The organism is Xaviernesmea oryzae, from assembly GCF_900109605.1.
GTDB classification, from domain to species: domain Bacteria; phylum Pseudomonadota; class Alphaproteobacteria; order Rhizobiales; family Rhizobiaceae; genus Xaviernesmea; species Xaviernesmea oryzae.
Genome location: NZ_FOAM01000002.1, coordinates 325,609 through 347,658, shown reverse-complemented (window position 1 = coordinate 347,658; position 22,050 = coordinate 325,609). Strand labels below are relative to the sequence as shown.

Sequence of the window (22,050 nt, the reverse complement as noted above, 5' to 3'; positions counted from 1 at the left end):
CGGCGCCATGACGCGCCTATCCAGCTCTGAGATAGCGGATCGCCTCGTCGCGCCGGTGCAGGTAGAGCAGCACGCGCAGCGCCTGTCCGCGCTCGGAGGCCAGATCCGGGTCGCGCTCGATCAGATAGGCCGCATCCTTGCGGGCGATTTCCAAAAGATCGGCATGCGCTTCCAAGCTTGCGATACGGAAGCCCGGTGTGCCGGACTGGCGGGTACCGAGAAGCTCGCCTTCGCCGCGCAGCTTCAGATCCTCCTCGGCAATGCGGAAGCCATCCTCCGTCTCGCGCAGGATCGACAGCCGCGCATGGCCGTTTTCGCTCAAGGGCCCCTTGTAGAGCAGGATGCAGGTCGAGGCATCCGCGCCACGCCCGACGCGACCGCGCAGCTGGTGCAGTTGGGCAAGGCCGAAACGCTCGGCATGTTCGATGACGATGATCGAGGCATCAGGCACGTCGACGCCGACTTCGACCACGGTGGTTGCCACCAGCACCTTGATGTCCGACTGCTTGAAGGCCTGCATCACCGCATCCTTCTCCGTGCCACTCATCCGCCCGTGGACGAGGCCGACCGCTGGGCCCAGCATGCCCGAGAGCACCTGAAAGCGCTCTTCTGCCGACATCAGCTCGCTTTCCTCGCTCTCCTCCACCAGCGGGCAGATCCAATAGGCCTTGCGGCCCTCGGCCAGCGCGCTCTTCAGCCTGCCGACGACATCGCCGATGCGCTCCAGAGGAATGGTGGCGGTGGTGATCGGCTTGCGGCCGGCGGGCTTTTCCGTGAGCTTGGAGACATCCATATCGCCGAAGGCGGCGAGCACCAGGGTGCGCGGGATCGGTGTGGCCGTCATCACCAGCATATGCGGGCCGATGCCCTTGGCGGTCAGCGCCAGGCGCTGATGCACGCCGAAACGATGCTGTTCATCGATCACGGCGAGCAGCAGGTTGTGATACTCCACCCCTTCCTGAAACAGCGCATGCGTGCCGACGACGATGCCGGTTTCGCCCGAGGCGAGGCGCGCGAGAATCGCCTCGCGCTCCCGGCCTTTGGTGCGGCCGGTGAGCACATCGACCCTGACGCCCGCCGGCTCGGCCATGCGGGCGATGGTGGCGGCATGCTGGCGGGCAAGGATCTCGGTCGGCGCCATCAGCACGCCCTGACCACCATCCTCCACAGCCGCCAGCATGGCCATCAGCGCGACGGCGGTCTTGCCGGAGCCGACATCACCCTGGAGCAGGCGCAGCATGCGCTCGGCGCTTCCCATATCCTTGAGGATATCGGCCACGGCGGCTGTCTGGCTCGCTGTCAGCGAAAAGGGCAGGGCCGCCAGCACCTTGTCGCTCAATTCGCCTGTTGCTTTCACGGGAATGCCGGGCGCTGCCCGCATCCGCCGGCGCACGAGGGAGAGCGACAGCTGGCCGGCTAGAAACTCATCATAGGCCAGTCGCCGGCGCGCCGGTGCGCGCGGATCGATATCGGCGGCATCGCGCGGGGCATGCAGCGCCTCGAACGCTTCGCGCGTGGTCTGGAAGACCTGGGCGCGGATGACGCTGTCATCGAGCCATTCGGGAAAGTCGGGAATGCGCTCGACCGCCGCCTCGATCGCCTTGCGCAGGATGCGCGGCGAGAGGCCCGCCGTCAGCGGATAGACCGGCTCGACCAGCGGCAGGTTGCCCGCCTCCTCTGCCCGCACCATGTAATCGGGATGGACCATGGAGGCGCGGCCGTTGAACCATTCCACCTTGCCGCTGACGATCACGGTCTCGCCCACCGGCAGCGCCTTTTCCAGCCATCCCCCCTTGGCGCGGAAAAAGGTCAGCGCCAGTTCTCCTGTCTCATCATGAAGGAAGACGCGGGTCGGCTGGCTGGAACGGCCGGGGGGCGGCGGCTGATGCCGGTCGACGCGGGCGGAGATGGTGACGATGACGCCGGGCGGCGCCTCCATGATCTTCGGCTGCTGGCGCCGGTCGACGATGGAGGAGGGCGCATGGAAGACGAGATCGACCACGCGGCAGGTATCCACGCTTTCCTCGCCCAGCAGGCGCGCATAGAGCGGGCCGACCTTCGGCCCGATGCCGGGCAGGCTGGACAGGGGCGCGAACAGGGGATCGAGCAGGCTGGGGCGCATGGCGGCAAGGTGGTCCGTGGATGGTTGCATGGCAAGGCTGACAAGCGGCTTTCCAGCGTTTATAGAGCACACCGACCGAAGGGGAGCGATTTTTACGCTGGCCTAGCGCCGTGAACAAAGATCGAACCTTCTATAAGCCGGCCGAGGCCGTAAAGATGTGTGCAAGATGCCGGCTCGCGCGGCCAAGCAGGGAAGACATCCATCCATGACAGGCATTACCCAGAGCAGCGCCGATCTCGACGTCCGCCGCCGCAAGATCCTGTTTCGCGCCTGGCATCGCGGCATTCGCGAGATGGACCTGATCTTCGGCCAGTTCGCCGAGGCCGAACTGGCCAGCTTGCCCGACGCGGTGCTGGACGAGCTGGAGCGGATCATGGCCGAGGAGGACAATGATCTGGTGAAATGGATCACCGGCGAGAAGACGGTGCCTGCCGAATTCGACACGCCGCTCTTTACCCGCATCGCCTCTTATCGGCCCGATTTCGACCGATCGAAAGCGGATGATGGCCGCACGGAGACGGGCGCATGATTGCCGGGTTCAACGCAGGCCAACTGGCGCGCGCCGCCACCGAACTGACGATCGGCCCAGTCCCCTCGGGGCTGGAGCCATTTGCGCTTGCCGAGATCGCGCGGGCGCGCGGGCCGGTCGCCTATATTCTCTCGGATGGCCAGCGGCTTGCCGATGTCGAGCAGATGCTCGGCTTTGCCGCACCTGATATTCCCGTTTTGACGCTGCCAGGTTGGGACTGCCTGCCCTACGACCGAGTCTCGCCTTCCGCTGAAGTCTCGGCGCGACGGCTGGCCGCGCTCTCCGGCCTCGTGGCGCATGCGAAAAAGCCGCATGCGGCAATCGTGCTCGTCACCGTCAATGCCAGCCTGCAGAAGATGGCGCCGCGCAGTGTGATCGAGACCATGACCTTCTCCGCCCGGCCGGGCGGCGTTGTGCGCATGGACGATATTGCCCACCGCTTGGAGCGCAACGGCTTCGAGCGCGTCGCGACGGTGCGCGAGGTCGGCGAATTTGCCGTGCGCGGCGGCATTCTCGATGTCTTCGTGCCCGGCGCCACTGAGCCTCTTCGTCTCGACTTTTTCGGCGACACGCTGGAATCTATCCGCTCCTTCGATCCCGCCACCCAGCGCACGACCGGGCAGGCGCGGTCGCTCGATCTCAATCCGATGAGCGAGGTGATGCTGACGCCGGAGACGATCAGCCATTTCCGGAAGGAATATCTCTCGCTCTTCGGCGCCGCCACGCGCGACGATGCGCTCTATCAGGCGGTTTCCGAGGGACGGCGCTATGCCGGCATGGAGCACTGGCTGCCGCTTTACTATGACGGGCTGGAGACGGTCTTCGACTATCTCGACGGTTTCACACTCGTCACCGACCACACGGCGCGCGAGGCGGCGGCCGAGCGCTTCCGCCTGGTCGAGGATTATTACGACGCCCGCCGCGACACGGGCGGCAAGAACCAGATGGCCCAGGGCGCGCCCTATAAGCCCGTCCCGCCCGATCAGCTCTATCTGACCCGCGACCAGTTTGCCGCCGCGCTGATCTCGCGCCGCGCCATCCGCCTCTCGCCCTTTCTGGAGCATCAGGGCGAGGCCCGCGCGGTGATGGAGATCGACGCGCGCATCGGTGTGCGCTGGGCGAAGAACGCGACGGAAGCCCAGGCGGAAAGCGCTGGGGACGAGCGCGTCAACGTCTTCGACCAGGCCGTGAAATATATCGCCGACCGCCGGGCTTCAGGCGCCAAGGTGCTGATTACGGCGTGGTCGGAAGGCTCGCTCGACCGTCTCCTGCAGGTGCTGACCGAGCATGGTCTCGGCAATATCAAGCCGGTGACGGCGCTTGGTGAGGTCGAGAAGCTCAAGCCGGGCGAGGCGGGCTCTGCCGTGCTATCGCTCGAAGCCGGCTTCGAGACCGGCAAACTCGTCGTCATCGGCGAACAGGATATTCTGGGCGACCGCATGGTGCGGCGGACAAGGCGGCGCAAGCGTTCCTCCGACTTCATTGCCGAGGTGACCGGTCTCGACGAGGGGTCGATCGTCGTCCATGCCGAGCACGGCATCGGCCGCTTCGTCGGCCTGCGCACCATTGAGGCCGCCGGCGCGCCACATGCCTGCCTGGAGCTCGTCTATGCCGATGAGGCAAAGCTCTACCTGCCGGTCGAGAACATCGAGTTGCTCTCTCGTTATGGTGCGGAGGGTTCGGATGCGATCCTCGACAAGCTCGGCGGCGTCGCCTGGCAGGCGCGCAAGGCCAAGCTGAAGAAACGCCTGCTAGACATGGCCGGCGGGCTGATCCGCATCGCCGCTGAGCGGCTGACGCGCCACGCCCCGGCGCTGACGGCGCCCGAAGGGCTCTATGACGAATTCGCCGCGCGCTTTCCTTATGAAGAGACAGAGGATCAGCTGACCTCGATCGAGGCCGTGCGCGAGGATCTCGGCGCCGGCCGGCCGATGGACCGCCTCGTCTGCGGCGATGTCGGTTTCGGCAAGACGGAAGTTGCGCTGCGCGCGGCCTTCCTCGCGGCGATGAATGGCGTTCAGGTCGCCGTGGTCGTGCCGACCACGCTGCTGGCCCGTCAGCATTTCAAATCCTTCTCGGAGCGCTTCCGCGGCCTGCCGATCCGCGTGGCTCAAGCCTCCCGTCTCGTCGGTTCCAAGGAGCTGGCCTTGACCAAGAAGGAGGTGGCCGAGGGCAAGGTCGATATCGTCGTCGGCACCCATGCGCTGCTCGGCAGCGGCATCAAATTCGCCAATCTCGGCCTGTTGATCATCGATGAGGAGCAGCATTTCGGCGTCAAGCACAAGGAGCGGCTGAAGGAGCTGAAGAGCGATGTGCATGTGCTCACACTCTCTGCCACGCCGATCCCGCGCACGCTGCAGCTCGCCCTCACAGGCGTGCGCGAACTGTCGCTGATCACCACGCCGCCGGTTGACCGCATGGCCGTGCGCACCTTCATCTCGCCCTTCGACAGCTTGGTCATTCGCGAGACGCTGATGCGCGAGCACTATCGCGGCGGACAGAGCTTCTATGTCTGCCCCCGTCTGAGCGATCTTGCCGAGATCCAGGATTTCCTCAGCGAAAACACGCCGGAGCTAAAGGTGGCCGTCGCCCATGGCCAGATGCCGGCCGGCGAGCTCGAAGATATCATGAACGCCTTTTACGAAGGCCGATATGACATTCTTCTGTCCACGACCATCGTGGAGTCCGGCCTCGACGTGCCCTCGGCCAATACGCTGATCGTCCACCGGGCCGACATGTTCGGCCTGGCGCAGCTTTATCAGCTGCGCGGCCGCGTCGGCCGCTCCAAGGTGCGGGCTTTTGCCCTCTTCACCCTGCCGGTCAACAAGGTGCTGACGACCACGGCCGAGCGGCGGCTGAAAGTCCTGCAATCGCTCGATACGCTGGGTGCTGGCTTCCAGCTGGCCAGCCACGATCTCGACATTCGCGGCGCCGGCAATCTTTTGGGCGACGAGCAGTCCGGCCATATCAAGGAAGTTGGCTTCGAACTCTACCAGCAGATGCTGGAAGAGGCTGTGGCGGAGCTGAAGGGTTCACCGGAGGATGTTGTCGATACCGGCTGGTCGCCGCAGATCTCCGTGGGCACGCCGGTGATGATCCCCGACGACTACGTGCCGGATCTGCATCTTCGCCTTAGCCTCTATCGTCGGCTTGGCGAGATTTCCGAACTCTCGGAGATCGATGCGTTCGGTGCAGAGCTGATCGACCGCTTCGGTCCTCTGCCGGTGGAAGTCCAGCATCTGCTAAAGATCGTCTATGTGAAATCGCTTTGCCGCACCGCCAATGTCGAAAAGCTGGATGCCGGGCCGAAGGGCGTGGTGGTTCAGTTCCGCAACCGAGAATTCCCCAATCCGACCGCACTCGTCGGCTATATCTCCAAGCAGGGGCCGAGCGCCAAGATCCGCGCGGATCACAGCATCTTCTTCCAGCGCGACTTCCCGACCCCGGAGAAGCGCTTGGCTGGGGCCGCGCTGATGATGACGCAATTGGCGGGGCTAGCGAAGACGGGCTGACGGGGAGTGACGGCACCCTCCGCGCAAGACTTTTATCCTCGCCTTGTGCCGAGGAATTTCAGGTGTTCAATCAATCAGACCGTTGCGATGCCCGAGACAAGCTCGAGCATCGCAGCCTCGCGCGATGACGCTGCCTTGGGTTTTGGCAAGTCACCAAGGCTCAGGCATATTTCGCCAGATTGCGCCTGACGCGCTCGATCGGCACCTCCGCCGGATCGGGCAGGACGAAGGCCTTGCCGGTGATGATCTCATAGGCGCGGATGTAGACCGCGGCGGCTTCCAGCACGACATCCTGCGGAATCTCGGGGATAGGGTCGCGATAGGGGTCGCAGCGGGCGACCACCCAATTGCGCACGAAGTCCTTGTCGAAGCTCTCCGGCGCCTGTCCGGCCTCGAACCGTTCGCGATAGGTCTCGGCGAACCAATAACGGCTGCTGTCGGGCGTGTGGATCTCGTCTGCGAGAACGATCTGGCCATCGCTGTCCAGGCCGAATTCATATTTGGTGTCGGCTAGGATCAGGCCACGGTCGGCGGCGAGCGCCTGGCCGCGGGCAAACAGGGCCAACGCCGTTTGCGACACGGTCTGCCACTGCTCGGCCGTCAGCAGTCCCTGATCCAGGATCATCGCCTCGGAAAGCGGTTCGTCATGTCCACCATCCATCGCCTTGGTGGTTGGCGTGATGATGGCCTGCGGCAGCGCCTCATTCGCGCGCATTCCTTCCGGAAATTGGTGGCCATACATCTCCCGCTCGCCAGCGCGGTAGCGCGTGAGAATCGAGGTCGACGTGGTGCCGGCCAGATAGCCGCGCACCACGATCTCCACCGGCAGAATATCGAGACGGCGGCCAATCACGACGTTCGGATCGGGATAATCAAGCACATGATTGGCGCAGATCGACGCCGTCTGCTCGAACCAGTAGCGCGCGATCTGTGTCAGCACCTGGCCCTTGAACGGGATCACGGCAAGTGGCTGGTCGAAGGCGCTGATCCGGTCCGTGGTGATCAGGATGCGGCGACCATCCGCCAGATCATAATTGTCGCGCACCTTTCCGCGATAATAATTCGGCAGGCTCGCGATTTCGGCTTGGGGCAGGGTCTGATGGGCATGCTGGGCAAGAAGGACTTTATCGACGGACACGAGCGACTCATGAGAACGGTTGAACCTGCCCGCTCTTATAAGCGCATTGCTGCCACTCGGCTCGGCCTTTATCGGCCGGCAGGATCTCGTCCGCTGAGCCCCCTGTGATGTTGCCTCAGTTCGGCATCTTCATCTGCGTAATATCGCGAAGGGCCGCCGTCATGGCTTCGACCGTCTGCGCGCCCATGACAGCATATTGATTGTCGATAATGAAGCAGGGGACGCCCGTCACGCCCATGTTGCGGGCCATCTCGATCTCCTCCAGCACCGCCTCTCGATCCGCGCCAGAGTCGAACAGGGCCTCGACGACCGAGGCCTGCATGCCGGCTTCCCCGGCAATGGCGACCAGCTCTGCGCGATCGCCGAGATTGCGGCCTTCCTCGAAATTCGCCTTGAACAGCGCCGTCACCACCGCATCCTGAATTGCTGCGCCCTCGGTGCCGGCCCAACGCACCAGGCGATGGGCGTCAAGCGTGTTTGGGCTGATGCGGACCGCGTCGAAATTGAAGGCGATGCCATCGGCGCGTCCGAGTTCTTCCAGCCGGGCATGAGCCTGGTCGACCGCCGCCTGTCCGCCGAGCTTGGCGGCAAGATGCGCCTTATGATCAACGCCCTCGGGCGGCAGGTCTGGATTGAGCTGATAAGGCCGCCAGCTGACGGTGACGATCACTTCACCTGACAAAGCCGCCAGCGCCTGATCGAGACGTGCCTTGCCGAGATAGCACCAGGGGCAGACCACGTCCGAGACGACATCGATGGAAATATGGTGCATGGCGTGTCCTTTTGTCCTGTCGGCCTCGGCCGGTCTCGGCCTGCATCGCCGCGCATCGAGACGACCATTTATTGAGCCAGCTATCTTACTTTAATTGGCTGCGGTGAACCCGGCTTACTTCTGCGCGTCTTCGTCCCACCAGGTCGGCAGCTGATAGCCGTAAAGCGGCACCACGTCGGGCCGGTTGATATGCTTTTGTCGGGCCAGCCACTTCGCATTGACGTGATAGAGCGGCACCACGAAGAAGTTCGACACCAGCAGCCGGTCATGGGCGCGCACGGCGGCGGTGAAATCCTCCTGCGTGCGGGCCTGGAGGATCGCGTTCACGAGAGTGTCGACATCCTTGTCGGCCACGCCGGCGAAATTGTCGCTGCCCTGCCGGTCTCGCGCCGACGATGTCCAGCGACCGACCTGCTCGATCCCAGGGGACAGCGAGGAGGGAAAGGACTTCATGATCACGTCGTAATCGAAGGTCTGGCTGCGCGCCTGATATTGCGAATCGTCGACTGTCCGAACGCTCGCCTGAATGCCGAGCGGGGCGAGGAAGCGCTGATAGGCGAGCGCCAGCTTCTCCTGTCCGTCATTCTGCGTCATGATCTCGAAGCTGAGCGGCGTGCCCTGCGCATTGACCATGCGTCCATCTTTAACGACATAGCCGGCCTCGCGCAGCAGCGTCACGGCCTCGCGTAGCACGTTGCGGTCGCGCCCGGACGCATCCGTGACCGGCAGGCGATAGGAACCATCGAGGACGCCGGGGATGATCCGGTTTTTCGCATCGCCGAGAATCGACAGCTCGCGATTGTCTGCGGGGTTGCCGAGATAGGAAAGGCTGGAATTCTGCCAATAGCTCTGAGTTCTCGTATAGGCATTGTCGAACAGGTTTTTGTTGACCCATTCGAAGTCGAAGACCAGCGCCAGACCCTGGCGCAGTTTGATATCGCTGAAGACCGGCCGGCGTGTGTTGAAAACGAAGCCGAGCATGCCGGACGGTGTGCGGGGGGTGAAGGTGTCCTTGATCACCTGGCCTGACGCAACGGCCGGAAAGTCATAGCCGCGCGCCCATTTGGTCGGGCTTCCCTCGGGATAAACGTCTATCTCGCCCTTTTTGAAGGCTTCGAACAACGTGTTTTCCTGAAGAAAATATTCGATCGAGATCTCGTCGTAATTGTCGTAGCCGACCTTGGACGGCAGATCCTTCGCCCAATAATTCGGGTCGCGGCGATAGGTGATACGCTCGCCCGGCCGCACATCCGCTACCTTATAAGGCCCGGATCCGACAGGGAATTTCAGCGTCGTCTGCTCGAAGGTGGCCACGTCGGTCGCGTGCTTCGGTAGGATCGGCGTCAGCGCCACCAGCAGCGGAAATTCCCGGTCGCTTTTTTCGTTGAAGGTGAAGCGCACGCTGCGCTCTCCCACCTTTTCGAGCTTCGAAACCTTAGCGAGACGATTGGCGAACGGCACGCGGCCCTTGTCGCGAAACAGCTCGAACGTGAAGATGACGTCCTCAGGCGTGACCGGCTGCCCATCGGACCAGCGGGCCTTGGGATTGAGATTGAACTGGATGAAGCTACGGTCATCATCCCATTCAACGCTCTCGGCCAGGAGCGGATAAAGCGAGAACGCCTCGTCTGCGGAGCGCTGCATCAGCGAATCATAGACCAGATTGCTGTATTCCGGATCGAGCATGCCGCGCGCGGTGGTGCGAATGCTCTTGAGAATGAAGGGATTGAGATTGTCGAAGGTGCCGACGACGCCATAGGCGATCTTCCCGCCCTTCTTGACGGTCGGATTGACATAGGGAAAGGCCTTGAAATCATCGGGCAGGGCCGGGGACCCATGCATGGCGATGGCATGAACCGGCTCGGCAAGGGCAGGGCCGGCGGCAAGTGACGCCAACACGGACAGCCCCAGGAAAAATCTGCGCAAGCTCGTCTCCATTCTTTCAAACCATGCAACGCCCGACTCGGTGCGGGCGGAGCGGGCAAATCGGGTTGCCCTCTCTCAATCGGCACGCCTTGCCAAGGCGACCTGGCACCCGGCCGGCTGCCTGATACAGGCGAATCCGCCGCTAAACTAGCATGGACCCCGTCATTTCCAACCCGAAACGAACAGGAGAGCCTTGAGCGCCTCTATGCAAAAAGACTAAGGGGAGGCTGGATATCGCGTGGCGGGCGATGTAACAGGGTTCGGGACAAGCGGGTCATGCAAATGCCGCATTCTGCCAACAGGAGAGCGGCACTCGACCTTGCCACCGGACAGGACGGCCTGAGCCGGCCACACCCGATTCTTAGGAGACGGAACCTCGTTATGACCTTCAAGTCGACCCTTACCCAGAAGGCCGCTCTTGCCGCAATCGCCGGCGCCGTCGCGGCCGCGACGATGCCCGCGGCCGCCTTTGCGCAGGACGCCGGTGGCCGTCCGCCGCAGGGGTGGTTCAAGGTCTGCACGAAGCAGGAAGACAATGACGTCTGCATCGTTCAGAACCTGCTGACCGCCAATAACGGCCAGCTGATCACCGCCGCTGGCCTGATCACCGTGACCGGCAAGGTCAACCGCAAGATCCTTCAGGTCTCGGTTCCCTCGGCCCGCATGATCCCGCCGGGCATTCAGGTGCAGATCGACGGCGGCAAGCCGATCAAGCTCGATTACGCGATCTGCATGCCGGACAAGTGCGTTGCCGAAGCGCCGCTGACCGACCCTGTGATCGCCAGCCTGAAGAAGGGCACGGAAGTGGTCTTCACGTCGGTCAATTTCCAGCGTGCGCCGAACCCGATCAAGATGTCGCTGGAAGGTTTCACGGGCGTGTTCGATGGCGAGCCGATCGAGCAGTCCAAGCTGCAGGAGCGCCAGCGCCTGCTGCAGGAAGAAATGCAGAAGAAGGCTGACGACGCCCGCAAGAAGCTGGAAGAGGCCCAGAAGGCCGCCAAGCAGAACTGATCGATCCATTTTATCTGATAAAAGAAAGCCCGGCTTTGCGCCGGGCTTTTCCGTTCTGGCTTGGCTTTTCTTGCCGTCAGTGCTGGATGACAGCTTTCGGCTTATAATGCCCTGCCGACTCCGGATCGAAGAACATATCCACCTGCGAATGGCGCAGCGGCATCGGATCGGTATCCGACATCAGGTTCTGTTCGGAGACATAGGCGACATACTCAGCCTCGTCATTTTCCGCGAGCAGATGGTAGAAGGGCTGGTCCCGGTCGGGCCGGACTTCGGCGGGAATTGAATTCCACCATTCTTCGGTGTTGGAATATTCCGCATCCACGTCAAAAATCACGCCACGAAACGGGAAGACCTTGTGGCGAACCACCTGTCCGATTGCGAATTTCGCGTCTCTCTGTTTCATCGTACTGGCTTCCTTTCCCCCGTTTATTTGGGTGGAACCTTGCCGCAGATCAAGGGCTGGGGTGGCGGAGCCTGCGTCATGGCTTGTCGACGGGATCGTCTTGCACAATCAACGCATAAGCCCGAAAAAAGCTCCCACGTCCGGTCTATTATGGCTGATCGGTGACGACGTGCGCGGCGCTTGTTCGCGGGCGCTATGCGAAAAGGCCGGCCCCTTGCGAAGCCGGCCTTTCTTGATCTGAATGAAAACCTGACGGGACGGCTCAGGCCGAGTAATACATATCGAATTCGACCGGATGCGGCGTCATCTCATAGCGCATGACTTCGGCCATCTTGAGCTCGATATAGGCATCGATCTGGTCATCGTCGAATACGCCGCCGGCGGTCAGGAACTTGCGGTCGCGATCGAGGTTGTCGAGCGCTTCGCGCAACGAGCCGCACACCGTCGGGATCTTCTTCAGTTCCTTCGGCGGCAGGTCGTAGAGATCCTTGTCCATGGCCTTGCCGGGATGGATCTTGTTCTTGATACCATCAAGGCCAGCCATCAGCATGGAGGCGAAACCGAGATAGGGGTTGGCCAGCGGATCGGGGAAGCGCACTTCCACGCGCTTCGACTTCGGCGAGGAGCCGAAGGGGATGCGGCAGGAGGCCGAGCGGTTGCGCGCGGAATAGGCGAGCAGAACCGGTGCCTCATAGCCCGGTACCAGACGCTTGTAGGAGTTGGTCGTCGGGTTGGTGAAGGCGTTGATCGCCTTGGCGTGCTTGATGATGCCGCCGATATAATAGAGGCAGCTCTCCGACAGGCCGGCATATTCGTCGCCGGCAAAGGTCGGCTTGCCGTCCTTCCAGATCGACTGGTGCACATGCATGCCCGATCCATTGTCGCCGAAGATCGGCTTCGGCATGAAGGTCGCCGTCTTGCCATAGGCATTGGCGACCTGATGGACGACATATTTGTAGATCTGGATCTTGTCGGCATTGCGCACGAGCGTGTCGAACTTGACGCCGAGTTCGTGCTGGGCGGCGGCCACTTCATGGTGCTGCTTTTCCACCGCAACGCCCATTTCGGCGAGCACGGTGAGCATTTCCGAGCGCATGTCCTGGGCGCTGTCAACAGGCGGAACCGGGAAATAGCCGCCCTTGACACGGGGACGATGGCCGAGATTGCCGGTTTCGTAATCCGTGTCGTCATTCGACGGCAGTTCGTTCGAATCGAGCTTGAAGCCGGTGTTGTAGGGATCGGCCTTGTATTTCACATCGTCGAAGACGAAGAATTCCGGCTCGGGACCGACGAAGACCGTATCGCCGATGCCGGACGACTTCAGGTAGGCTTCCGCCTTCTTCGCGGTGCCGCGCGGGTCGCGATTATAAGCTTCGCCGGAAACCGGATCGAGAATGTCGCAGACGATGACCATGGTCGACTGGGCGAAAAACGGGTCCATGTGAACCGACGCCGCATCCGGCATCAGCACCATGTCGGACTCGTTGATCGCCTTCCAGCCGCCGATCGAGGAGCCATCGAACATCACGCCATCGGCGAACATGTCCTCGTCCACGCAGGAAACGTCCATGGTGACGTGCTGCAGCTTGCCCTTGGGGTCTGTGAATCGAAGGTCGACGAACTTGACGTCGTCGTCCTTGATTTGCTTGAGAATGTCGTTTGCTGTCGTCATGGCTCGTGAACCCTCGGTTTCCTCTGCTTTTGTTGGATTGTCCCGATTGCCGGAGTCTGGCGGACCGCCGGCGTTCAGATGGCGTCGATGCCGGTCTCACCCGTGCGGATGCGGATGACTTCCTCGACATTCGATACGAAGATCTTGCCATCGCCGATGCGGCCGGTCTGGGCGGCATTGCGGATCGCCTCGATCACGGCTTCGGCATGTTCGTCGGCCAGCACCACCTCGACCTTCACCTTAGGCAGGAAGTCAACGACATATTCGGCGCCGCGATAGAGCTCGGTATGGCCCTTCTGCCGGCCAAAACCCTTCGCCTCGGTCACCGTAATGCCCTGAAGGCCCACTTCCTGGAGAGCTTCCTTGACCTCGTCCAGCTTGAAAGGCTTGATGATCGCTTCGATCTTCTTCATGAGAAAAAACTCTCTCCGCTTCTCCCGTTGCCGCGGGCATTCGTCCCGCGCCGTCGCCCATGCATGCCGCATGCCATTTTAGCGCATGTGACCGCGGCGAACCTCGCCCGTGCGGGGCTGCATGTCCTGCTTTCGCATGGCCGGCGCGTCGTGGCAATCGACAGTCGGGCGATGGTCACCTCTTTCTGGCGCAAAGTCATGCTCAAGCTGCCGTGAAGGCTGGAACAGATTGCCTGCCGGACCGCCATCGGCAAGGGGTGCAGGGCCAGAGCGGCGCGTCCGGGGGTCGGGCAGGCGCTTTTGGTCACGCGGGTCTCCTCGCGGGCGTGAAGTCGAAGCAAAGGCTCCGCTCATGTTAGCGAAGCTGTAAACTTATGCAATTGCTTCTTTATCAGTCAGTGTCTGCGCCGAACCTGCCCTTGATTTGTGCGGTGCGGCGCGCCATTCTCTGGGGCATGACCACCCCCCTGAGCGCCCTTATCCTGTCTCCCAAGGCCATGTCTGCCGTCGACCGCGCGGCGGCCGAGAGCGGCATCGACAGCTATGGTTTGATGCGGCGGGCCGGTGAGGCGGTTGCGGCTGCGGCGCTGAAACATCATCCCGGCTCCTTGCGCTTCGCAGTCCTTTGTGGTCCCGGCAACAATGGTGGCGACGGTTTCGTCGCGGCCTGCGCCCTGGCGCGCGCCGGCGCTGTGGTCGATGTGTTTCTCCTGGGCGAAACCCATGACTTGCGTGGCGATGCCGCCCTGGCGCGGGCCGGTTGGACGGGTCTGGTGCGGCCGCTTGCCGATTACAAGCCGCAAGAGGGCGATGTCGTGATCGACGCCGTGTTCGGCGCGGGCCTGACGCGTGCTGTGCCGGAGCGCCTCGCTGCCGTCATGGATGCGGTGACACGCGCCACCGTGCCCGTCCTCAGCGTCGACCTGCCGTCCGGTGTCGATGGGCGCAGCGGCGCCGTTCTCGGGTCCGCCTTTCATGCAAGCCGCAGCATCACCTTCATGACGCGCAAGCCGGGCCATCTGTTGATGCCCGGCCGAAGCCTGGCGGGGGAGGTTGAGGTCGTCGATATCGGCATACCCGCGCGCATCCTGCGCGCCGTGCCGGCCGATGTCGCGGAAAACGGGCCGCTGATCTGGGGCGCTGAAGCGCGCACGCTCGATGCGGCCACGCATAAATATAAGCGCGGGCATCTGGTCGTCTTTTCCGGCGGCGCCTTGATGACGGGCGCTGCGCGCATGTCGGCCCTGGCCGCGCTGCATTCTGGCGCCGGCCTCGTCAGCCTGGCCGCGCCTGAGGCCGCGCTTGCCGCCAACGCCGTCCATCTCACTGCCATCATGCTGCGCCATGTCGAGGATCGGGCGCAGCTCAATGATTTGCTCGCCGATGGGCGCATCAAAACCTTCGTTCTCGGTCCCGGTTTCGGCGATCTCGAAAAGGCGCGCGCCTATGCGCTGGCGCTGTCAGATCGCCAGCTCGTTCTCGATGCAGACGGCATCACCGCTTTCAAGCAGGATCCCAACCTTCTGTTCAATGCCTTTGCCGCAGGTGAAACCCGGCTGGTGCTGACACCGCATGAGGGCGAATTTGCTCGTCTGTTTCCTGACCTTGCACAGGATGATGGGCTCTCCAAGGTGGATAAAGCCCTTTCGGCCGCGCGCCGCGCGCATGCGGTCGTCCTCTATAAGGGCGCCGATACCGTGATTGCCGCGCCGGATGGCCGCGCTGTAATCAATGCCCATGCACCGCCCTTCCTGGCGACGGCGGGGTCTGGCGATGTGCTGGCGGGGATGATTGGCGCTCATCTGGCTCAGGGCATGCCCGCCTTTGAAGCCGCAGCGGCCGCGGCCTGGCGCCACGGGGCGGCTGGCTTTGCCGCCGGTCCCGGCCTCAGCGCGGAAACGCTGATCGACCACATCGCGCCGTTGCCTCGGCTATGAAGCATCGATCCGATGGGAGTCGGACAGGATGCCTACCGCCTTACGCACAGATGGCGCTCACGCCTTGTCGACAAGCGCCTGGAGCGCTTGTGCGCCCGCGGGCGCGCGCGACTTGCCCTCGTGAATGAAGAAGGCGAAGACGTCTCGAGCCTTCGCTTCAATCGGCTGTTCCGGCGCGATCAGCGCCAGGCCATCGGCATTTCTGCCCGCCGCCCAGTCCTCAAGCCGCTCGGCCCATTGTTTCATCCGCGCCGGCTCATAGCAGGTCTCGACCGTTTCAAGGCCCGTCTGTAGCCGGGCATAGACGAAATCGGCCGTGACATCGGGGATGAGGGGGTAATCGGCATGATCGGCGCAGACCACGGCGACCTGATGCTTCCGCAGAAGCGCGATAAAATCCGGAACCTGGAAGGAAGGATGGCGAACCTCGACCGCATGGCGCAACGGCAGGCCAGCCAGACTGCGCGGGAGCAGCGCCAGGAAGGCGCCGAAGTCGGCCGGATCGAATTTCTTGGTCGGCATGAACTGCCAGAGGATCGGGCCTAGCCGATCGCCGAGTTCCGCAATGCCCTGCTGCAGAAAGCGGTCCACCGATTCACCTGCATCGGCCAGCACCTTCTTGTTGGTCGCAAAGCGACTGGCCTTGAGCGAGAAGATGAAACCATCCGGCACTTCGGCGGCCCATTTGGCGAAGGTTTCCGGCTTTTGCGAGCTGTAATAGGTGCCGTTGACCTCGATGACTTTCAGCGCCCGGCTCGCATAATCGAGCTGGCGCTTTTTCGCCAAGCCCTTGGGATAGAAGCTTTCATCCCATGGCTCATAGGTCCAGCCGCCAATGCCCACCCGAATCGCGCCGCGCTTTGTCATCTTTAGTACCCCTCGACCCACACCGCTAAACAGCTTCACCCGGGCCACAAAGGATGTAGCTTTTGGAGCCCACTATGTTGCCTGCCTGTGGTAGCGACTACTCAGCCGCCACTTTCCGCATGGGGCGCCGCTCAAGAAGCTCTTTCAGGAACTTGCCTGTGTAGGAGCGGTCTGCCTTGACGATCTGTTCCGGCGTTCCCTCGGCGATGACCTGCCCACCGCCATCGCCGCCCTCGGGGCCGAAGTCGATGACCCAGTCGGCCGTCTTCACCACTTCGAGATTGTGTTCGATGACGACGACGGAATTACCCTGATTGACCAGCTCGTGCAGCAGTTCGAGCAGCTTGGCGACGTCGTGGAAATGCAGGCCGGTGGTCGGCTCGTCGAGAATATAGAGCGTGCGGCCGGTCGAGCGCTTCGACAGCTCCTTGGCGAGCTTCACGCGCTGCGCCTCGCCGCCGGAAAGCGTATTGGCCTGTTGGCCGACCTTGATGTAGCCGAGGCCCACCTGGTTCAGCGTGACGAGCTTGTCGCGCACCGCGGGCACGGCGGCGAAGAACTCCACGCCTTCCTCGACCGTCATGTCGAGCACATCGGCGATCGACTTGCCCTTGAAGGTGACGTCGAGCGTTTCGCGATTGTAGCGCTTGCCGTGGCAGACGTCGCAGGTGACATAGACATCCGGAAGGAAGTGCATCTCGATCTTGATGACGCCATCGCCCTGGCAGGCTTCACAGCGCCCGCCCTTGACGTTGAAGGAGAAGCGTCCCGGTCCATAGCCGCGCGCCTTGGCTTCCGGCAGGCCGGCGAACCAGTCGCGGATCGGCGTGAACGCGCCGGTATAGGTGGCAGGATTGGAGCGGGGGGTACGGCCGATCGGCGACTGGTCGATGTCGATGACCTTGTCGATATGTTCGAAACCGTCGATCCGGTCGTGTTCGGCCGGGATCTCGCGCGCGCCCATGATGCGCCGCGCCGCCGCCTTGAACAGGGTCTCGATCAGGAAAGTCGACTTGCCGCCGCCGGAAACGCCGGTCACGGCGGTAAAGACGCCAAGCGGGATCGAGGCCGTCACGTTCTTCAGATTGTTGGCGCGGGCGCCAACTACGGTCAGCGCCTTTTTCTTCTTCGGCGCGCGCCGTTCGCTCGGCACCGCGACCGTCAGCTCGCCTGAGAGATATTTGCCGGTCAGGGAGTTTTTGTCGGCGATGATGTCGCCAGGCGTGCCCTCCGCGACCACCTGGCCGCCATGAATGCCGGCAGCCGGACCGATATCCACGACATAGTCGCATGTCAGGATCGCATCCTCGTCATGCTCGACCACGATGACGGTATTGCCGATATCGCGCAGATGCCGCAGCGTTTCGAGAAGGCGCGCATTGTCGCGCTGGTGCAGGCCGATCGACGGCTCGTCCAGCACATAGAGCACCCCCGTCAGACCTGAGCCGATCTGCGACGCCAGGCGAATGCGCTGGCTTTCGCCGCCCGACAGCGTGCCGGAATTGCGTGACAGGCTGAGATAGTCGAGGCCGACATCATTGAGAAAGCGCAGGCGGTCGCGGATTTCCTTGAGGATGCGTGTGGCGATTTCGTTCTGCTTCGCCGAGAGCCGATCCGGCAGGCCCTCGAACCAGTCCCGCGCGATACGGATCGACATGTTGGAGACCTGGCCGATATGCAGAGCGTCGATCTTCACCGCCAGGGCTTCGGGCTTCAGGCGAAAGCCGCTGCAGGCAGGGCAGGGCGCCGCCGACATATAGCGCTCGATTTCTTCGCGCGCCCAGGCCGAGTCCGTTTCCTTCCAACGTCTGGCGAGATTGGGAACGATGCCCTCGAAGGTTTTGACCGTCTTGTAGGACCGGGCACCGTCTTGATATTCGAATTCGATCTTCTCTTCCGTGCCATGCAGGATGGCCTTCTGCGCCGCCGCGTTCAGATCGCTCCAGCGGCTCGTCAGCTTGAAGCCGAAGACCTTGCCCAGACCCTCGAGCGTCTGGTTGTAATAGGGCGAACTCGACTTCGCCCAAGGCGCGATCGCGCCGCTCTTCAGCGTCTTTTCCGGTTCGGGAACGATCAGCGCTTCGTCGATTTTCTGCTGGCTGCCAAGCCCGTCGCAGGCCGGGCAGGCGCCGAAGGGATTGTTGAAGGAAAACAGACGCGGCTCGATTTCCGGAATGGTGAAACCAGACACCGGGCAGGCGAATTTCTCCGAAAACAGCACGCGCTCATGCGTCTCGTTGAGCGATTTGTTGGCTGAGCCGCCTGCCGATGTCTCCTCGGCCGGGAGCGGCTTGTCGGCGAATTCGGCAATCGCCAGCCCTTCGGCGAGTGTCAGGCAGGTTTCCAAGCTGTCAGCGAGACGTGCAGCCAGATCGGCGCGCACCACGACGCGGTCGACCACCACATCGATATCGTGCTTGTATTTCTTGTCGAGCGTCGGAGCTTCGGCGATTTCGTAGAACTGACCGTCGATCTTGACGCGCTGAAAGCCTTTCTTCATCAGCTCCGCCAGCTCTTTTTTATACTCCCCCTTACGACCGCGCACGATGGGCGCCAGAATATAGAGGCGCGTGCTCTCGCCAAAGGCCAGCACACGATCGACCATCTGGCTGACCGTCTGGCTTTCGATCGGCAAGCCTGTCGCCGGCGAATAGGGGATGCCGACACGCGCAAAGAGCAGGCGCATATAGTCGTAGATCTCTGTGACCGTGCCGACCGTCGAGCGCGGGTTCTTCGAGGTCGTCTTCTGTTCGATCGAGATGGCGGGCGAAAGCCCGTCGATCTGGTCGACATCGGGCTTCTGCATCATTTCCAGGAACTGGCGGGCATAGGCCGAGAGGCTCTCGACGTAGCGGCGTTGGCCCTCGGCATAGATCGTGTCGAAGGCGAGCGACGATTTGCCCGAGCCCGACAGGCCGGTCATCACGATCAGCTTGTTGCGGGGCAGATCGAGGTCGATATTCTTCAAATTATGTTCGCGTGCGCCGCGGATCGAAATCGTCTTGAGTTCGCTCATCTTCTTCTGCCTGTCGTCTCGCCCGCTTCTATGTAAGGATTGCAGGCGTCCTGTCGAGGGTGGCGCGGCGCATCTTGTTGGCGTGCGGCCCCGGCGCCCCCGAGTCGCTTGACAGTCATCATAAGCATTGTCTAGAACAAATAAAGAACGAATTTGGCAGGGTTGTCCTGACGTTGAGGGCTCCTTGCTGCTGTTGGTGCCCGCTGGCTCCAAGGCAAATCAGCTGTGGACAGTGCCGGCAGACGGGAAGCCATGGTGGCTCGCGGGGCATAGAGTGCTCGGCCTCAGGCCATGGAAACGGTGTGGACGGCAGCAGCGCCGTTGCGCAGCCGGAGCGTGGAAAGACCAAGAAGGACCAGTAATATGGCAGGCAGCGTCAACAAGGTGATCCTCGTCGGAAATGTGGGGGCGGATCCGGAAATTCGCCGCACCCAGGACGGCCGTCCGATCGCCAATCTGCGCATTGCGACCTCGGAAAGCTGGCGTGACCGTAACTCCGGTGAACGGCGCGAGAAGACGGAATGGCACACGGTCGTCGTCTTCAACGAGGGTCTCTGCAAGGTCGTCGAGCAATATGTGAAGAAGGGCGCCAAGCTCTATATCGAGGGCGCGCTGCAGACCCGCAAATGGCAGGACCAGACGGGCAATGACCGTTACTCCACGGAAGTCGTTCTTCAGGGCTTCAATTCGACCCTGACCATGCTCGACGGTCGCGGCGAAGGCGGCGGCATGAGCCGTGGCGGCGGCGGTGGCGGTAATGACTATGGCGGCGGGTTTGATGGTGGCTATGACGACCGTCCGTCCTCCGGCGGCTCTGGCGGCGGTCGCTCCGGCGGTTCAAGCGGCGGTTCCGGCAGCGGCGGCGGATTCTCGCGTGATCTCGACGACGACATCCCCTTTTGATCCAAAAGCGCCCTGTGCCGCACCGGCTCTCGCTTTGAAGAGCCGGCTGCGGCGGACGGCTGTGCAAATCCCTTCATGCCGAGCTTTCGGCCGCAAAGCACCGTGGTCTTCAGCAGAAGTTCAGTAGCCGGTTTATCGGATATGCTGACTTTATGGTCCCTGTATTCCCCTGTGGGATCGGCTCTCGAAGAGGGCGAGACAGGGGTAAATGGGCCGAGCCTCATTCCCAAATTGAGACGAAATCCGACCCGTTTTGCATTGTCAGCGGTGTGACCGAATGGCGGGTCTTCCCTGTTCTTCCCTGCAAAGAGGTGATGGCTGAAGGACTGCGTGGCTGCGAAGCCCTTGTGTCACGTTCGAGGCAGCAGGGGGACCTGTGTTCGCCGGAACGAAACGCCGCCGCGTTCTTCGTCCCTGATAGAGCAGCCAAGCCTGCCGCCACGTCAATTGGTCTCGGGAGACGGTGTGCTCGTCTTGGGATGATGAAGGTCGATGGCGCTTTCCTGCGCCGGAAGGAAGGACGGGCCGATCTGGCGGACCCTGCGGCTCGGGTCATAGGGTCGCTCAGGGGATGGCGATGCAGGCGGACTCGCCGCCCGTTCGGCTTGCGCGGCGTTGACGGGGGCTGTGTCCAGGGGATGAATCGCTGCGCTGTCAGGGGTTGCGCTCGGCGCGGACGTTTCGCTTTCCGGCAGCGTGGTGATCGAAAGCATTGACGAGTTCCGCGTCTTGCCGGGATCGCCAGGCTGGCTTTGGGCCGGCCCTGTTGCTGTGGAGAGTTGACAGCCGCAGCTGGACGGCTCGGACGGATCGCGCAGCTTATAGGCAAAGGCAGTCGGCAGATCCCGATAGGGCGCGCCGGTCTCGGCTGAAACCATGTCTTCAGCCTCCTGCGTTTCCAGCGCGTGATAATACAGCGCGGTCGGTGCGCCCGGGCAGCGCTGGCGGCAGGTCTCGGCATCGCGGGCGAAGTCGCCCGAGGTTGCCTGCGAGGAAATCGGAAAAAAGGCACCGTCACAGGTGCGCACACAGAGCGTGCGCACGGTCCCCTCCGTCTGCCAGCCCATGCCAGGTCGCCCACGAAGGCGGAGCGGCGGTCCGTCGTCGCCAAGACCATCCGCGGACGAACCGGGGGGCAATGCGTCCTCGGCCTGCGGCCTGTCGGAGTAGCGGCTGCCCTCTTCGCCTGAAGCGGAAACCGGCAAGGCCGATGCGCTGTCTTTGTCCTCGCAGCGATTGACGTCGATCGCCGCCAGAATACGACGGCGCTGCTCGTCATCGCCATGAGACGAGGCGTGAAGCCGTTCTGCCTTCATCCCGTCGATATCACGGACCAGCGTGACGATGCGTTCGTTGAGCGCATCGCAGCTCGCCTCATCCGTGCCGCCGATCACGACGATGCTGCCGCTTGTACAGCCAAGCCGTCTGAGATCGGCGCGCGCGGCGCGCAATTCCAGATTGAGGCGGGTGATATCACCGGTAAAACCGGAGGTGAAGCTGTCGTCGCGGCGCTGTTCCGGCAGGTCGGCCAGACGCTGGTAAAGCCGGTCGCACAAGGTGGCTGCCTGGCTGGTTGCGCACAAAGCAAGACTCAAGGCCAGCGTCAAGGCCGCCCTGCGGCTGTTCCTTGCCCTGCGTCGGTTCCTTGCTCTGCGTGCGCTATCGGTCATGACCCTGCCTGGGAACTCTCGTCTGGGCCGCTTTCATGCGCGGCTGCCGCCGGAAGCGGATCTCCGCCTTGTAACACATATCATAGACCAGCTGGGGCCGTGGACAATGTGCCACCGTTCGTCAGGCTTAACACGATTTTGCGAGAGCCCGGTCTC

Annotated in this window: 15 protein-coding genes; 5 read left to right on the top strand and 10 right to left on the bottom strand. The window is 62.7% G+C overall.

Features of this window, described 5'->3' with window-relative positions; all coding sequences use genetic code 11:
* Window positions 1–16: 16 nt before the first annotated feature.
* Entirely contained in the window at window positions 17–2,122 is a 2,106-nt protein-coding gene (gene recG / locus BMX61_RS03335) for an ATP-dependent DNA helicase RecG (RefSeq protein ID WP_075627591.1), read from the bottom strand.
* A 205-nt stretch (window positions 2,123–2,327) separates the two neighbouring features.
* Between recG and BMX61_RS03330 the strand changes: the two genes are divergently transcribed.
* Window positions 2,328–2,651 carry an FAD assembly factor SdhE gene (locus BMX61_RS03330; protein ID WP_075627592.1) on the top strand — a complete coding sequence of 108 codons (324 nt, stop codon included), beginning with the start codon at window positions 2,328–2,330 and terminating at the stop codon, window positions 2,649–2,651.
* The gene (gene mfd / locus BMX61_RS03325) at window positions 2,648–6,163 is read left to right on the top strand and encodes a transcription-repair coupling factor (protein WP_075627593.1); all 3,516 of its coding nucleotides are present in this window, start codon (window positions 2,648–2,650) and stop codon (window positions 6,161–6,163) included. The genes BMX61_RS03330 and mfd overlap by 4 nt, the downstream gene beginning before the upstream one ends.
* A 160-nt stretch (window positions 6,164–6,323) precedes the next feature.
* On the opposite strand, the gene BMX61_RS03320 is transcribed toward mfd, so the two are convergent.
* The 3 genes from BMX61_RS03320 to BMX61_RS03310 form a co-directional block, all read right to left on the bottom strand.
* A complete protein-coding gene (locus tag BMX61_RS03320; RefSeq protein ID WP_075627594.1) occupies window positions 6,324–7,301 on the bottom strand; it encodes a phosphoribosylaminoimidazolesuccinocarboxamide synthase in 978 nt (325 codons plus the stop codon).
* Between the two features lie 115 nt (window positions 7,302–7,416).
* Window positions 7,417–8,073 carry a DsbA family oxidoreductase gene (locus BMX61_RS03315; protein ID WP_075627595.1) on the bottom strand — a complete coding sequence of 219 codons (657 nt, stop codon included), beginning with the start codon at window positions 8,071–8,073 and terminating at the stop codon, window positions 7,417–7,419.
* Between the two features lie 114 nt (window positions 8,074–8,187).
* Window positions 8,188–10,011, bottom strand: a complete 1,824-nt coding sequence (locus BMX61_RS03310) for an extracellular solute-binding protein (RefSeq protein WP_075627596.1) — start codon at window positions 10,009–10,011, stop codon at window positions 8,188–8,190.
* Between the two features lie 369 nt (window positions 10,012–10,380).
* On the opposite strand from BMX61_RS03310, the gene BMX61_RS03305 reads away from it, so the two are divergent.
* Window positions 10,381–11,010 carry an invasion associated locus B family protein gene (locus BMX61_RS03305; protein ID WP_075627597.1) on the top strand — a complete coding sequence of 210 codons (630 nt, stop codon included), beginning with the start codon at window positions 10,381–10,383 and terminating at the stop codon, window positions 11,008–11,010.
* A 76-nt stretch (window positions 11,011–11,086) separates the two neighbouring features.
* Here the strand turns inward: BMX61_RS03305 and hspQ are convergent, their stop codons facing one another.
* The 3 genes from hspQ to BMX61_RS03290 all read right to left on the bottom strand — a co-directional run bounded on the left by hspQ (window position 11,087) and on the right by BMX61_RS03290 (window position 13,501).
* Complete coding sequence (gene hspQ, locus BMX61_RS03300; RefSeq protein WP_075627598.1) at window positions 11,087–11,416, bottom strand: heat shock protein HspQ; 330 nt, start codon at window positions 11,414–11,416, stop codon at window positions 11,087–11,089.
* 262 nt (window positions 11,417–11,678) lie between these two features.
* Complete coding sequence (glnA, locus tag BMX61_RS03295; RefSeq protein WP_075627599.1) at window positions 11,679–13,088, bottom strand: type I glutamate--ammonia ligase; 1,410 nt, start codon at window positions 13,086–13,088, stop codon at window positions 11,679–11,681.
* 74 nt (window positions 13,089–13,162) lie between these two features.
* Window positions 13,163–13,501: a P-II family nitrogen regulator gene (locus BMX61_RS03290; RefSeq protein ID WP_075627600.1), complete on the bottom strand. Its 339-nt coding sequence runs from the start codon at window positions 13,499–13,501 to the stop codon at window positions 13,163–13,165.
* Between the two features lie 455 nt (window positions 13,502–13,956).
* Between BMX61_RS03290 and BMX61_RS03285 the strand changes: the two genes are divergently transcribed.
* The gene (locus tag BMX61_RS03285; protein ID WP_075627865.1) at window positions 13,957–15,438 is read left to right on the top strand and encodes a bifunctional ADP-dependent NAD(P)H-hydrate dehydratase/NAD(P)H-hydrate epimerase; all 1,482 of its coding nucleotides are present in this window, start codon (window positions 13,957–13,959) and stop codon (window positions 15,436–15,438) included.
* A 57-nt stretch (window positions 15,439–15,495) separates the two neighbouring features.
* On the opposite strand, the gene BMX61_RS03280 is transcribed toward BMX61_RS03285, so the two are convergent.
* Together BMX61_RS03280 and uvrA are read right to left on the bottom strand one after the other, a co-directional pair.
* Window positions 15,496–16,305, bottom strand: coding sequence for a DUF72 domain-containing protein (locus BMX61_RS03280; protein ID WP_075627601.1), 810 nt, complete (start codon window positions 16,303–16,305; stop codon window positions 15,496–15,498).
* Between the two features lie 97 nt (window positions 16,306–16,402).
* Window positions 16,403–19,321, bottom strand: a complete 2,919-nt coding sequence (uvrA, locus tag BMX61_RS03275) for an excinuclease ABC subunit UvrA (RefSeq protein WP_075627602.1) — start codon at window positions 19,319–19,321, stop codon at window positions 16,403–16,405.
* A gap of 363 nt (window positions 19,322–19,684) precedes the next feature.
* On the opposite strand from uvrA, the gene BMX61_RS03270 reads away from it, so the two are divergent.
* The gene (locus tag BMX61_RS03270; protein ID WP_075627603.1) at window positions 19,685–20,224 is read left to right on the top strand and encodes a single-stranded DNA-binding protein; all 540 of its coding nucleotides are present in this window, start codon (window positions 19,685–19,687) and stop codon (window positions 20,222–20,224) included.
* A gap of 443 nt (window positions 20,225–20,667) precedes the next feature.
* On the opposite strand, the gene BMX61_RS03265 is transcribed toward BMX61_RS03270, so the two are convergent.
* Complete coding sequence (locus BMX61_RS03265) at window positions 20,668–21,819, bottom strand: DUF2865 domain-containing protein (protein WP_170854891.1); 1,152 nt, start codon at window positions 21,817–21,819, stop codon at window positions 20,668–20,670.
* Between the last annotated feature and the right edge of the window lie 231 nt (window positions 21,820–22,050).